We start from the raw sequence: 15059 nt of genomic DNA, 5'->3' as shown, positions 1-15059 counted from the left end.
TACCTGATGAGCAACGAAGCGAAGCAGAAACTCGTCGAAGCCACGTTGCGCCTCGCGCCGGTGGTTCCCGTGGTGATCATCGACGATGCCTCGAAGGCCGTGGGCATGGCGCGCGCCCTGGTCGCGGGCGGTGTCCCCGCCATCGAGGTGACGCTGCGCACGCCTGCCGCCCTGGACGCGGTGCGCGCGATCGCCGCCGAAGTGGAAGGCGCCTTCGTCGGTGTCGGCACGGTGCTCACCGCGCGCGACCTGGAGAACGCATACAAGGCGGGCGCGAAGTTCGCGGTGTCCCCGGGCAGCGCACCGCGCCTGCTCGATGCCGCGGACGATTCGGAACTGCCCCTGCTGCCTGGCGCGGCGACATCCAGCGAGGCGATGGAACTGCTTGAGCGCGGCTACCGCTTCCAGAAGTTCTTTCCGGCGGTACCCGCCGGTGGCGCGAAGCTGATCGGCGCCTGGGCCAGCCCGCTGCCGCAGATCCGGTTTTGCCCGACGGGCGGCATCAGCCTCGCCAATGCCACGGAGTTCCTGTCCCTGCCCAACGTGGTCTGCGTCGGTGGTTCCTGGCTCACGCCCGCCGACAAGCTCGCCGCTTCGGATTGGGCGGGCATCGAAGCCCTCGCACGCGAGGCGGCGACACTGGCGGGCAAGGTCTGAGAGCCATCACGGCACGGGTGACGCGAAGGTAGTCGTCGGCTGTCGCGTCCCTATGCGATCCTTCGCAGCCCTGCCGTGCTGCAAGCCGTGTCCATGACTTACATCCTCCTCGCCGTCGCCTTCAGCGTCGCCGTCTCGGTCCTGCTCAAGCTCGCGCGTCGCGCGAACATCGACATCGTGCAGGCGGTGGCCACGAACTACGTCGTGGCAGCGGCGCTCTCCGCCTGGCTGCTTCACGCGACGCCGCAGGCCGCCATCGATGCGAAAGCCACCTACGTGCCGCTGGTGGTGCTTGGCGTCTTGTTGCCCGCGATCTTTCTGATGCTGGCGCGATCGGTTCGCAGCGCCGGCATCGTTCGCACCGACGTGGCGCAGCGTCTTTCGTTATTTCTTGCGCTCATCGCCGCCTTCGTCTTCCTCGGCGATACGCTCACCGGCATCAAGTCGCTGGGCATCGTCCTCGCCCTCGCCGCGGTGTTCTGCGTGCTCTGGCGAAAGGAGCGCGGCAGCATGGAGCGCGGTGGCTGGGTGGCGCCGTTGTCCGTGTTCGTCGGCTTCGGCGCGATCGATATCTGCTTCAAGCTGATCGCGCAGGCGGGCGCTCCGTTCGCGAGCGCCTTGCTCGCGTCATTCCTCATCGCCATGGTGCTGTGCTGGGTCGCGGTGCTGGTGCGTGCCGCCACGAGGCAGGCGCCGGTCACGGCGCGCAGCCTGGGTTTCGGCGTGCTGCTGGGCGTCGCCAACTTCGCGAACATCCTGTTCTACGTGCGTGGCCACCAGGCCTTGCCGAAGGACCCGTCGCTCGTGTTCGCGTCGATGAACGTGGGTGTCGTGGTGCTCGGCGCCCTCGTGGGCGCCTTCGGCTTCAAGGAACGCCTCGCGGCGGTCAACTGGTTCGGCGTGGTGCTGGCGATCGGTGCGATCGGCGTGATGACGACCGCCTGATCGCGGGGCTGTTACAACCGCCGCGGCGCCGTCGACCCGCGTACGACGAGATCCGGGCTGAAGCCCTCGTTCTCGATCATCGGGTCGTTGTCCTCGCGTTCGAGTTCGGCGATGAGGCGTTGCGCCGCGTGGCGGCCGATCTCCTCGGTGTTCTGGCGCGCGGTGGTCAGCGCGGGCCACGACTGCTTGGAGAACGGGCTGTCCTCGAAACCGGCGATGGACAATTCCCAGGGCACGTCCACGCCACCGGAACGGGCGGCGGCAAGCACGCCGGCGGCGATCTCGTCGTTCGAACCGAAGATCGCCGTGGGCGGCTCCTTCAATGCGAGCAGCTTGCGCGCGCCGCGGAAGCCATCGTCGAACGAATAATCGCCCTCCACCACGAGCTTCTTGTCCACCGCGATGCCGTACTCGCGTAGTGCGTCTTCGTAGCCCTGGTAGCGCTCGGGGCTGGAGCGGTGCTCCTTGCCACCCCAGAGGAAACCGATGCGGTGGTGTCCCAGCTGGATGAGGTGTTCGGTGATGGCGTAGGCCGCGTCGCGGTCGTCGACGAAGACGCAGGGCCAGCCGTCCTTCGGGTCCTGTCGCGCCGATATGATCCGCACGAACGGTACCTTCTGCTCGGTCAGCGTCGCCAGCAGGGCCGGTTGCTCCGACATCGGTGGGCAGAGCACGAGGCCGGCCAGCCGGTTGCGACGTACCAGGTCGCCCAGCTGTTCGGCCAGGCGGGGAGCGGAAGAATCGCAGGGATGGATCTGCAGGCCGAAACCACGCTCGCGGCATACGGAAAGCACGCCATTCTGCATGGCGATGACATAGTGCGCGTTGGGGTTGTCGTAGACCAGGCCCAGCGCGTAGGTACGCGAGCTGCGCAGGCTGCGCGCCGCTTGGTCAGGCTGGTAGTCGAGTGCCTCGATCGCACGCTGCACCCTTTCACGGGTACGCGCGTGGACCGACGGCTCGTGGTTGATCACGCGGGAGACGGTCTTGAGCGATACGCCCGCGCGCTCGGCGACGTCCTTAATGGTAGGGCTACGCAATCTACGACCCCTCAATAGCAAGACGGCCATCCTAGCGGATGGCCGTTACTTAGCGAAGGCGGGACATCAGTCCTTGACGTGCTGTCCGACCCGGTGGCCCGCCGCGCCGTAGTACAGGATGTACAGGTAGCAGGGCACCATGAGGCACAGGAACACGGCCTGGAAGTCGTAGGTCTGCTTCAGGTGGGCGAAGATCACCGGAATGATCGCGCCGCCGGCGATGCCCATGATGAGGAAGGCCGAGCCGAACTCGGTGAGGGCGCCCAGGCCCTTGATCGCCAGCGGGAAGATCGCCGGCCACATCATCGCGTTGGCGAAGCCCAGGGCGGCGACGAAGCCGACCGAGACATAGCCGCTGGTGACATAGGTGCCGATCGAGAAGACCACGCCCAGCACGGCGGAGAAAGCCAGGTAGCGCTGCTGCGAAACGAACTTCGGAATCAGGAGCAGGCCGGCGATATAACCGACCAGCATCGCGATGAGCGTGTACGAAGTGAAATGCTGCGTGTCGGCGGGTGTCATGCCGAAGCCCTGGCCATAGGTGCCGATGGCGTCGCCGGCCATCACTTCCACGCCCACGTAGACGAACAGGCAGAGCACGCCCAGCCAGAGGTGCGGGAAGCTGAAGAGGCTGCCCTTGGCGTGGCCGATGGCACGCTCGGAGTTGTCGCTCGACGGCTTGATCTCCGGCAGCGAGGAGCGGACCACCCATACCGCCAGCACCACCAGCAGGCCGGCCATCACCATGTACGGCAGGTGCACCTTCGCCGCGAAGGCCGCGAGCAAGGCATCTTTCGCCTCAGGGGATGCGGCCGCCGCGATCTGCTTGTCGAAGTTGCCGATGTCGCTCATCACCACCGCGCCGAACACGAACGGTGCCGCGGCACCGGCGAGCTTGTTGCAGATGCCCATGAAGGCGATGCGCTGCGCACCGCTGTCGATCGGGCCGAGGATGGAGATGTACGGGTTGGACGCGGTCTGCAGCAGCGAGAGGCCGGCGCCGATCACGAACAATCCGGTCAGCGCACCCGGATAGACGCGCATCGTGACGAACTGGCCGAACATCACCGCGCCGATCGCCATGACGAACAGGCCCAGGCCCATGCCTTTCTTCATGCCGGTCTTCTTCAGGATGAAGGACGAGGGCAGGGCGAGGAAGAAATACGACAGGTAGAAAGCCATCGGCACGAGGAACGCGTTCACGTCGTCGAGGTTGAAGGCGAGCTTGACGAAGGTGATCAGTGGTCCGTTGAGCCAGGTGACGAAACCGAAGATAAAGAACAGGACGCCGATGATGATCATCGGGACCAGGCTGGAATGACGCGTCTCGTCGACGGCGACCGCGGTGGACGACATGGGTGGCTCCCCTCGTGTGGTGTTCGGTATCCGGAACGGCGGCACCGCCGGACACGCCCGATTTGTCCCTTTATTGACTCGTGTGCGTAACGTTGTCAATCGCCGGAAGCGCATTCCGCATGACCGATGGCAGGGGACTTCACTTTCGATGCCGCGGCGCGTCAAGCCACTGATCCGCCATGCGACGCGCATGCCAAGCGCCGTATGCGGCCCCGACCACGCGCGAGACGGCCTCCCGTGGCGAGGTTTCCTGTTGCGGTGCGTTATGGAAAGAAGGTTGTCCTAGCCATTTGTCCTGTTGACAACGTTGTCATTCGACTTACAGACTCGGCCGCAGTTGGGGAGCCATAAGGGGCGCGGGATGGGCGAGTCGGCCAAGCAACGGGGAATCGTGCGTGCATCGCGGGCCGGGGCGTTCATCGCCGCCGACGTGGGCGGCACGCATGCCCGTATCGGCCTGGTCCGTCGTGCCGCCGGGTCCAACGCCATCGACGTGCTCCGCTATGAACGCTATGCCTGCGCCGATTGGCCCAGCCTGACGGCGGTCCTGCAGGATTTCGTCGGCCGTCTGGAAGGCCAGGACGCCATCGAACATTGCGCCGTGGCGAGTGCCGGCTACGTGCTTGGCGACGCCATCGTCAACGAGAACCTCCCTTGGCCGGTTTCCATCGGCGACATTCGAGAGACCCTGGGGCTGACCGGGCTCGCCGTCGTCAACGACTTCGAAGCCGTGGCCTACGCCTGCCAGTTCCTGCAGGGCCACGAAACCACGCCGATCATCGAGACGGCCGCCGATCCGGCGGAGGGACCGATCCTCGTGATGGGACCCGGCACGGGACTGGGTTCGGCCGTGCTCCTGCCCGGCAAGCCACATGCCACCGTGCTGCCGACCGAAGCGGGACAGATATCGCTGGCCCCGGGCAATGAGCGCGAAGTCGCCATCCTCGCCGAGCTGGCGCGTGGCCGTGATTACGTTTCCTACGAGACCGCGCTTTCCGGCCCGGGCCTCCTCAATCTTTATCGAGCCATTTCCAGGCTGCGCGGCACGGCCGCGACGTTGCCCCACCCCGCGGCCGTGACCGGCGCCGCGCTCGACGGCAGCGACATCGCCGCGAGCGAGGCGCTGGACGTCTTCTGCGGCCTGCTCGGCAGCTTCGTCGGCGATCTCGCCATGCTCTACGGCGCCCGTGGCGGCGTATACCTCGCCGGCGGAATCCTGCCGCAGGTACGCGACCGCCTGCTCGCCAGCAGCTTCGCCACCAGGTTCTTCAACAAGGGCGTTATGCGCGCCTTTCTTCAGCAAGTGCCGGTACGTCTGATGGACCACGGACAGTTGGGTGTGATCGGTGCCGCCGGTCTCTACCTGCACGGTTCGACCGCTCATTGAAGAGCGGGAAAGGAACGCTTCGCTTAGTTCAAAAACCGGGCCGCAAGGCCCTTCGATAGCAACGAAGCACGGCGCGGCCGCGAAACCCGTCGTCGCTACATCCTCTGAGGGGAGGACATCATGTCGCATCGTAGAAACCTGCTTACGGCGAGCATCGTCGCCGGATTGTGTTGTTTCACCGGGATCGCCGCCGCGCAAGACGCCGCGCCGCCTCCGGCGAAACCCCAAACCGCCCAGGAAAAGGCGGATGCCGCGAAGGCCGCACAGCTCGAAGGCATCACCGTCACCGGTATCCGCGCCAGCCTGGAGAAGTCGCTGGACACCAAGCGCAACGCCGACGCCGTCGTCGAAGCGGTTACCGCCGAGGACATCGGCAAGTTCCCGAACACCAACGTCGCCGAGGCGATGACGCAGATCCCGGGCGTCGTGATCGACCGTGCGTTCGGCCAGGGCGACCGCGTCTCCATCGATGGCACCGATCCTAGCCTCAACCTCACCTTCCTCAACGGCCAGCCGATCTCGCAGACGCCGTGGCAGTACGGCGCGCAGCCGAACCGCGGCTTCGACTTCACCATGCTCGCCCCGGAAATCGTCGGCCGCCTGGAAGTCTACAAGTCGCCCGAAGCACGCCTGCCGGAAGGCAGCCTCGGTGGCACGATCCTGCTGCATACGCTGGAGCCGCTGGACCTGCCGGCCAACACGATCCGTGGTTCGTTCGGCCTGAACTACAACGACCAGGCCACGCCCGGCACGCGTCCGAACGCGTCGGCGCTGTATAGCTGGAAGAACGCCAGCAACACCTTCGGCGTGATCGGTTCGATCCAGCACTACGAAGAGAAGATCGATCGCCAGGGTTTCGAGATCTTCAGCTACAGCCCGGTATCGAAATGGGCCTCCAGCCCCGCCGTGGCCGCCGGTATCGCCAACGGAACGCTCGATCCGAACGCGAAGGTGCCCGACGAGGTGAACTCGGCGTGGTTCCAGCAGAAGCGCAAGCGCGACACCGCCACGCTGGGTTTCCAGATCCGTCCGACGGATAACTGGGACATCGACATCAACAACCTGTTCGTCCGCGAGAACTTCGACAACTGGAACCAGTCGCTGTATCCGTTCACCGGCGCCACGCCGGGCAACGTCACCAGCTTCAACCAGGGTCCGAATGGCGTCGTCACCGGCGGCCATGTCTGCGGCAACGATACGGTCGGCTGCCCCGCCATCGCGCAGGGCACCTTCGACAGCAACATCCGTAAATCCGTGGTGCGCACGTCGGCGTTCGACCTGAAGTCGACCTATCGCGGCGACGGCTGGAAGCTGGGCGGCGCGGCCGGCTACAGCAAGGCCACCAACGACAACATCTCGCAGGCGGTGATGGAGCCGGTCTATGCCGGCGGCTACACCTGGGACATCAACAAGGGCTTCGCCTTCGACAACCCGGCCGCCGCGCGCGATCCGGCGAACTGGCACATGGGCGACGTGGATGGCCTCGGCGGTTGGCCGGGCAACTACGGCGACTACTCGGCGCAGTCGCGTGACACCTATGCCCAGCTCGACTTCTCGAAATACTTCGATTCGTTCTTCAACGAGCTGGCCTTCGGCTATCGCTGGAACCGCCACGAGGAAGGCATGCAGGCGCATGTCTACGGCGGCAACGCACCGACCAACCTCGCCGCGCTCGGCTTCGGCGGCTTCACCGATACGCTGGACGCGTTCGACGGCGCGCTGGATGGATCGTCGAGCCACGTGATGCCGGACCGTGACGCCCAGTACGCCTGGGTGCGCAACACGAACGGCGGCAACGAAGACCCGGGCACCTATCTCAACGGCACTTACAAGCTGGTCGAAAAGACCAACGCGGCCTATGTGCAGGGCAACTTCGCCGGCGGCGACTTCCACGGCAACGTGGGCTTCCGCTACGTCGACACCAAGACCGACGGCACGGGCTTCGTCTACAGCGGCGCCCCGGTGCTGCCCGCGCCGGCCGGTTCCTGGCAGACCTCGTCCAAGACCACGAAGAACTGGCTGCCCAGCCTGAACGTGGCCTACGACGTGAGTGAAGACGTGGTGCTGCGACTGGCGGCGGCGAAGGTGATCGCCCGCCCGCCGTACAACATGCAGGTGAACAACCTGTTCCTCAACGACTCCGTGCTCACCGGCTCCGGCGGCAACCCCGACCTGAAGCCGTACAAGTCGAAGAACTTCTCGCTCTCCGCCGAGTGGTACTTCGCGCCGCAGTCGTACGTGGCCCTGACCGGCTTCTACAAGAAGATCGAGAACTACACCTTCGTCGATTCCGCGCCGGAGCAGCAGTTCAACTCGGGCATCTTCAACGACCAGACGACGTTCGCGCGCCAGGTCGCCCAGGGCCTCTGCACGCCGGACGGCTTCTGCACCTATAGCATCAGCCGCCCGCGCGACACCGGCTCGGGCAAGGTGCGCGGTGGCAGCCTGAGCTACCAGCAGGCGTTCTGGGATACGGGTTTCGGCGTGACCGCCAACTACACGTATGCCAAGGGCACGCTGGATTCGGGTGGTTCGCTGCCGTACAACTCGAAGAACTCCTACTCGGTCAGCCCGTACTACGAAATGGGTCCGTTCAGCGCACGCCTCACCTACAACTGGCGTGGCAAGTACCTCGCCGGCGGTTACATCGCCGGTGCGCCGCCGGCCACCACGGCCGACTACGCCGACCTCGGCGCGACCCTGGGCTGGAAGCTCAACAAGCAGGTGTCGTTCACCCTCGCGGGCATGAACCTCACCAACGAGAAGTACAAGCAGTACCTCGGCATCACCGCGATGCCGGTAGCCAAGTACACCACCGGCCGCCGCTACATGGCCTCGGTGCATTTCGACCTCTGATAGCGCGTCCCGGACGTGCGGCCACGGATGGCTGCACGCCTACCCCTCGAAGCTCCATTCCCCTCGGGCCCGACGCATCTTCATCGGGCCCGCTTTTTTTTGGCGGGCCCTGGTGGGAGCCGACAGGTCGCTTCCGGATACGGTAGGCAGCGTCACCGGTTACCGCCACAATCGACCGATCCACCGATCCACCCACCGATCAGACAGGAGCCCTCGATGCGCCGAATCCTCCTCCTCGCCATGGCCGTCGGCCTTGCCGCCTGTGCCAACCAGCCGAGGCATGAAGCCGGTCCCGTCGACGACACTCCGCTATCCCTCATTCCCGTGCCCGCGCAGCTGCAGCGCACTCCCGGGCATTTCCGTCTCGACGCGGGCACGCCGATCAGTGTGGCTCCAGGCGACACGCAGGCCAGGCGCGTCGCGGTCCAACTGCAGGGTTGGGTCCGCCAGGCCAAGGGTTTCACCCCGGCCATCGTCGAGGGCAAGCCCAGGAGCGGTGGCATCGCCCTTGCCACGGTATCCAGCATCAAGGGGCGCGAGGCCTATACGCTCGACGTCGATGGCGGCGGCGTGCGTATCGCCGCGAACGATGAAACCGGCCTGTTCTACGGTGCCGTGACCTACTGGCAATTGCTGACCGACCCCGCGGCCCAGAACGGCGTGCCCGGCGTGCATATCGTCGACGCACCTCGCTTCGAATGGCGTGGACTGATGCTCGATTCCAGCCGGCATTTCCAGTCGGTGAACGAGATCGAACACCTGCTCGACCAGATGGCGATGCACAAGCTCAACACCTTCCACTGGCACTTGACCGACGACCAGGGCTGGCGCCTGCAGATCGAGAAGTATCCCAGGCTCACGGAAATCGGCGCATGTCGCCAGCCCGTCGGCCCCGATGTCGCGCTGACCGGCGGCCCCGATCATCCGTATTGCGGTTTCTACACGCAGGACGAAGCGAAGCAGATCGTCGCATACGCGGCGGAGCGTCACATCACCGTGGTGCCGGAGATCGAGATGCCGGGGCACGCACAGGCCGCGGTCGCCGCATATCCGAAGTTCGGTGCCGGTGGCAAGAAACTTCCCATATCGTCCGATTGGGGCGTGAACACCGCGCTGTACAACGTCGACGACGGTACCTTCGTCTTCCTGCAGGATGTGCTGGACGAGGTGATGGCGGTCTTCCCGTCCACGTATATCCACGTCGGTGGCGACGAGGCGGCGAAGGACGAGTGGGAGCGTTCGAAGACGGTGCAGGCGAAGATGAAATCGCTCGGCATCACCGATGAGGAGCAGATGCAGGGCTGGTTCATCGCGCGCATCGGCGACTATCTGGAGAAGCACGGACGCCGCCTGATCGGCTGGGACGAGATCCTCGATGGCAAGGTACCCGCCAGTGCCACGGTGATGTCGTGGCGGGGTACCAAGGGGGCGGTCAAGGCGGCCAACGCCGGCCATGATGTCGTACTGGCGCCGTCGCCCACGTTGTACCTCGACCAACTGCAATCCAGCCTTCCCGACGAGCAGCCGGGACGCCCTTCCGGCCAGACGTTGAAGACGCTCTACGACTTCGAGCCGGTGTCGGCGGAGATCGCGCCGGACAAGGCCAGCCACGTGCTAGGCGCGCAGGTCACGGTGTTCAGTGAGTACCTGCCGAACTGGTACCGCACGCAGCACGCCATCTTCCCGCGCATGGCGGCGCTTGCCGAGCGCACGTGGTCGCCCAAGGCGGATTGGAGCGGCTTCATCGCGCGCCTTCCGGCACAGATGTCGCGCTATCGCGCGGCGGGCATCGTTCCTTCCGACGGCGCGTACGCGGTCGCCATCCAGGCCGAGGCGGCCGGTGAAGACAAGGCCAAGGTGACGCTGTCCAACCAGAGCGGCTATGGCACGCTGCGCTACACCACCGACGGCTCCGCACCGACCTCGCAATCCACCGCTTATAGCGGCCCATTCGACGTATCGCTGCCGACCACGGTTCGCGCCAACGCGTTCGCCGGTGGCTTCGGCCTGGCCGGCCCACGCGATCGCGAGATCGACGCCAAGTCGCTCTTGCGCCGGACCAGCGACGAACTGGACACGTGCAGCGACAAGCTGGTGCTGCGCCTGGAATCGCCCAACGCGGTGAACGGCCAGCGTCCCGTGTACAAGGTGGACATCATGGACACCTGTTGGGTATGGAAGGGCGTGAAGCTCGACGGCCGTTATGGCGTTGACGTGACGGTGGATCGCTTGCCCTACAACTATGCGCTGTGGAAAGACGCCAAGGGCATCGTCGCCCGCAAGGCGCGTTCGGGCGCGGGCGAACTGGAAGTGCACCAGGACACCTGCGACGGACCCAGGCTCGCCAGCATTCCGCTGGCGAAGGCGAAGGAAGGCCGCGCGACGCTCGATGGCGTCCTGCCCAAGCGCGAAGGCACGCATGACCTGTGCTTCGTCGTCACCGGCAAACCCGGCCCCAAGCTATGGGTGTTGGGAGACGTGCAACTCCGCTGATGCTGATGCGACAGGCACGCTGCGCATGTCCGCCTTGCGCTGCAAGGCGGTGCGGGCTTCGCGCTCGTCGTCGCTTTCCAACGGCGTGAGCGTCACGAACTTGCCGGCGATCATCGCGGCCAGCGGAACGCCATCGCGGATGGCGATACGGTTGCCGATCGTCGACGGCACCTTGCCCCCGGCGACGATACTGCCGACCAGGTTCAGCGGATCGGTACCGGCGATGCATACGATCTCGCCATCGTGCGCGCGATGGCGGATCTGGCGTAGCGCCGCCAGTGCCTCGGGCAAGGCGAATTGCTCGCCGACGAGGCCATCGACGAAACGGCCGCCACGGATCTCGCCGCGTGCCTCCAGCCGGTGATATACGCGCCGCAGCTCGCGCCATGCGGGCAGCCACGCCGCCTCGCGTTCCAGGATGCGCCAGCTGACCACGCCGTAGCGGCGCAACAAGGTGCGCGCGATGTGCTCGAGTCCATCCGCATCGTTGCGCTGTTCGCTCGGCCGCCGCGCCAGTGCCCAGCGGCCGGCATCCTCGATGCCACTGAGCATGTGCCGCCGCGTGCGCCGGTGGCGGTTGCCGTTTCGTTTGGCGGCGGGAAGCAGGAGCGCGCGCAATCCGGCGAAGCTATCGGCCGTGGCGCGGCCCGCGGCGACCAGTTCACCGAGCGCATCTTCGAGCTCGGTACGTAACAGGCGTGTCGTCGACGCGAGTTCATCGAAGAACAACGCACCTTCATCGCGCAAGGCTTCGGCAACGGCCTGCGCACGCGACGACAGCGGCTGCTCGTCGTTCGCTGCGGGCGCAGCCGCCGACCAGACGGCCAGCTGACGACGTGGCAGCAGCACGATCGGTGTCGATCGTACCGGCCCGCCGTTGCCGGTACCCAGGCGCAGCCGGCTCCAGACGACGCGGCCCGCGCGACAGAGGTCGTCGAGCCAGCCGATGCTGTAGTCGCTGACGCGTGCGGGTAGCAGTTCCGATTCCCACGCACCCGCCGCCGCTTCGAAGCCTTCGAGCTGGCCGATGACACCGGCGAGCGCATCCGGCCCCGCCACCTGCGTCGCGCGTGTCACGTGTTGCCAGTCGAGCAGGAAGCGGAGGAAGTCGCGCGGTGCGACCGGTTCGATTTCCCGGCGCAGGCGTCCGATGGTATAGCGATGGATGCGCGCGAGCAGGTGGCGTTCGCACCATTCCACGTCGGAGGTGCCGGGCGAGAAGGGGCCGCGCATCACATAGCCTTCGCTCTCCAGCGAAGCCAGTGCCAGTTCGACGTCGGCCGCCGCTATCCCAAGAGAGGTGGCAAGGACGATGGCGGGCACGGGTCCGAGTCCGCCGAGGCGTCCGCGGACGATATCGACGAGCGCGGATTCGGATGTCCATGCCTGCGCCTCGAATTCGGCAGGTGCCGCGATCGCGGGTGTCATGCCGGCGATGGGCCAGAGTGCGCGCCATGCAGGCAGGCGTTCCGCGGCGACCCACAACGACACGTCCCCGTGAGAGAGCCGCGTCGCACGCGCATCGGCCGAGAGCGCCGACAGCAGTTTCGCCCAACCGGCGTTGTCGCGGACTTCGTCGAGCGTGATCGCGCCGAGCTGGACCAGGGCCTCGTGCATCTCGTCCGCGCTGCGTGCCTCGGGCCAGGCTTCTTCCCGTACCGAAGCGATCGCCTCCGGATCGAGTCGCCCGAGGTCGTCGGCGCTCTCGGCTTCGTTCCAGCGGCGTGATTGCACCGCTTGCGTGCGGCGTTCTTCCAATGGCGCGTCGTCGAGGAAGGCGTACGGTGCCGCGCTGAGCACTTCGGCGGCCAACGGCGAGGGCGTGGCGAGGTCGCGCGCGACCATGGTGATCGCGCCGGATTCGAGACCGCGCAGCACGCCGAGCAGGCCTTCGCTGTCCATCGCTTCGTGCAGGCAATCCTCGAGCGTCTGCTTCACTAGCGGGTGATCGGGTATCTCCCGCTCACCGACGAGGTTCTCCGCGCAAGCGACCTGGTCGGGGAAGACCGTGGCGAGCAGATCTTCGCTCTTCATCCGCTGCAGCTGCGGCGGGACCTTCTTGCCGCCGCTGAAGCGCGGCAGGGCGAGCGCCGTGGTGGCGTTCCAGCGCCAGCGCACGCCGAACAGGGGCGCGTCGAGCAGGGCCTGGACCAGCACGTGCTCGGCCGAGTTCGAATGCAGGTAGCGCGCCACCTCCTCCAACGGGAAGCTGTGGCTGGTGGACAGCGACAGCACGATCGCGTCTTCGGTGGCGGCCGCCTGCAATTCGAAATTGAACTTGCGGCAGAAACGCTTGCGCAAAGCCAGGCCCCAGGCGCGGTTGATGCGGCTGCCGAAGGGTGTGTGGATGATGAGCTGGGTGCCGCCGGACTCGTCGAAGAAACGCTCCATCACCAGGGTGTCGTGCGTCGGCAGGGCACCGAGGGCGGCACGCGCCCGGAACAGGTAGTCGACGACCTGTTCGGCCGCGGCTTTCGACAGCGTCAGGGTGTCCACGAGGTACGCGAGCGCGGCATCGCGGCCACCCTTGTCGAAGGCCGCCGAGATGTCGGCACGCAGGCGAGACACGCCGGAGGAAAGTTCGTCGGTGCGGCCCGGCGCCTCGCCGAGCCAGAAAGGAATGTTCGGCGGCGCGCCTTGCGCATCCTCCACGCGCAGACGGCCCATTTCCACGCGCAGGATGCGGTAGGAGCGGTTGCCCAACTGGAAGACGTCACCGGCGAGGCTTTCCACCGCGAAGTCCTCGTTCACCGTGCCGACGATGATCGCCTGCGGTTCGAGCAGCACGTTGTAATCGCCGGTGTCGGGGATGGTGCCGCCGGAGGTCACGGCGGTCAGCCGGGCGCCACGGCGCTCACGCAGGCGCTTGTTCACGGCATCGCGGTGGATGTACGAACCACGCGGGCCGACGCGCGTGGTGAATCCCTCGGCCAGCATGCGCACGGTCTCGTCGAAGGTCTCGCGTTTCAGGTCCTTGAACGGGTACGCGCGACGGACGAGATCGAACAACGCGTCCTCGTCCCATTCCTGGCAGGCGACCTCGGCCACGATCTGTTGGGCGAGCACGTCGAGGGGTTCGCGCGGGAGGACCAGTGCGTCCAGTTCGCCACGGCGCACGCAATCGAGCAAGGCGGCGCATTCGACGAGGTCGTCGCGCGAGGTGGGGAACAGGCGGGCCTTGGGCGTGCCGCCCACGGCATGGCCGGCACGACCCGCGCGTTGCAGGAAGGCGGCGATGGAGCGTGGCGAGGCGATCTGGCAGACCAGGTCCACGTCGCCGATGTCGATGCCCAGTTCGAGCGAGGCCGTGGCGACGAGTGCGCGCAACTCGCCACGCTTCAATCTTTGTTCGGCGTCGAGGCGCTGCTCGCGTGAGAGGCTGCCGTGGTGCGCGGTGACCGCTTCCTTGCCGAGTCGCTCGGAAAGGTGCCGCGAGACGCGTTCCGCCATGCGCCGCGTGTTCACGAAGACGAGCGTGGTGCGGTGCTGCTCGATCAGGTTGCCGAGCCGGTTGTAGACCAGTTCCCACATGTCGTTCGACATCACCGCCTCTAGCGGCACCGGCGGCACCTCGAGCGCGAGGTCGCGATGGCGCGAATGGCCGACGTCGATGATGGCGCAGTCTTCGCGCTCGCTTCCGGTGAGGAAGGCGGCGACCTTCTCGATCGGCTTTTGCGTGGCGGAAAGGCCGATGCGGGTGATGCGGCGCTGGGCGAGGGATTCCAGCCGCTCCAGCGAAATAGCCAGGTGGCTGCCACGCTTGCTGGCCGCCACGGCGTGGATCTCGTCGACGATCACTTCGCGGATATCGCGCAGCATCGCCCGGCCCGACTCCGAGCCGAGCAGCACGTAGAGCGATTCCGGCGTGGTCACGAGGATATGCGGCGGCCGACGCTTCATCCGCTCGCGGTCGGACGAGGGTGTATCGCCCGTGCGCACGGCGCTGCGGATTTCGAGGTCGGGCAATCCTTGCTTGCGAAGTTCCTCGCGGATGCCCGCCAGCGGCGCTTCGAGGTTGATCCGGATGTCGTTCGACAACGCTTTCAGCGGCGAGACGTAGAGGATCGTCGTGCGATCGCGCAAGCCGCCCTCTTCCACGCCTTCGCGCACCAGCATGTCGATGGCGGAAAGGAAGGCGGTGAGGGTCTTGCCCGAGCCCGTCGGTGCCGCGACGAGGGTATGCCGGCCGGAGCGGATCGCCGGCCACGCCGCCGCCTGGGCCGCCGTGGGCTCGGCGAAGGTGCTCGCGAACCAATCGGCGACGGCGGGGTGGAAAGCAGCGAGTGGCGTCGACTTTTGTGAATTCATTGAATCACTTAAGTGGG

General features: G+C 66.3%; 8 protein-coding genes. 5 read left to right on the top strand and 3 right to left on the bottom strand.

Annotated features, from left to right (window positions below; genetic code table 11):
* The first annotated feature begins 6 nt into the window (after positions 1–6).
* Positions 7–657, top strand: coding sequence for a bifunctional 4-hydroxy-2-oxoglutarate aldolase/2-dehydro-3-deoxy-phosphogluconate aldolase (gene eda / locus ACN9M2_RS18480; protein WP_426286071.1), 651 nt, complete (start codon positions 7–9; stop codon positions 655–657).
* Positions 658–750: 93 nt separating this feature from the next.
* Positions 751–1602 carry an EamA/RhaT family transporter gene (locus tag ACN9M2_RS18475; protein ID WP_426286070.1) on the top strand — a complete coding sequence of 284 codons (852 nt, stop codon included), beginning with the start codon at positions 751–753 and terminating at the stop codon, positions 1600–1602.
* An 11-nt stretch (positions 1603–1613) separates the two neighbouring features.
* Here ACN9M2_RS18475 and ACN9M2_RS18470 read toward each other — a convergent pair whose 3' ends face one another.
* The gene (locus tag ACN9M2_RS18470; RefSeq protein WP_426286069.1) at positions 1614–2642 is read right to left on the bottom strand and encodes a LacI family DNA-binding transcriptional regulator; all 1029 of its coding nucleotides are present in this window, start codon (positions 2640–2642) and stop codon (positions 1614–1616) included.
* A 66-nt stretch (positions 2643–2708) separates the two neighbouring features.
* Positions 2709–3998, bottom strand: coding sequence for a sugar MFS transporter (locus ACN9M2_RS18465; RefSeq protein WP_426286068.1), 1290 nt, complete (start codon positions 3996–3998; stop codon positions 2709–2711).
* Between the two features lie 361 nt (positions 3999–4359).
* Here ACN9M2_RS18465 and glk point away from each other — a divergent pair, with 361 nt between their 5' ends.
* From glk to ACN9M2_RS18450, 3 genes are all read left to right on the top strand, one after another.
* Entirely contained in the window at positions 4360–5385 is a 1026-nt protein-coding gene (gene glk, locus ACN9M2_RS18460) for a glucokinase (protein WP_426286067.1), read from the top strand.
* Between the two features lie 120 nt (positions 5386–5505).
* Positions 5506–8241 (top strand): TonB-dependent receptor, encoded by a 2736-nt coding sequence (locus ACN9M2_RS18455; RefSeq protein ID WP_426286066.1) that lies wholly within the window; start codon positions 5506–5508, stop codon positions 8239–8241.
* Positions 8242–8457: 216 nt separating this feature from the next.
* Positions 8458–10734, top strand: a complete 2277-nt coding sequence (locus ACN9M2_RS18450) for a family 20 glycosylhydrolase (RefSeq protein ID WP_426286065.1) — start codon at positions 8458–8460, stop codon at positions 10732–10734.
* Here ACN9M2_RS18450 and ACN9M2_RS18445 read toward each other — a convergent pair.
* Entirely contained in the window at positions 10702–15042 is a 4341-nt protein-coding gene (locus ACN9M2_RS18445; protein ID WP_426286064.1) for a DEAD/DEAH box helicase, read from the bottom strand. The genes ACN9M2_RS18450 and ACN9M2_RS18445 overlap by 33 nt on opposite strands.
* Positions 15043–15059: the final 17 nt, after the last annotated feature.

It is taken from the genome of Luteibacter sp. E-22 (assembly GCF_049913125.1).
Classification (GTDB): Bacteria; Pseudomonadota; Gammaproteobacteria; order Xanthomonadales; family Rhodanobacteraceae; genus Luteibacter.
This window is presented reverse-complemented; position numbering and strand designations above follow the sequence as displayed.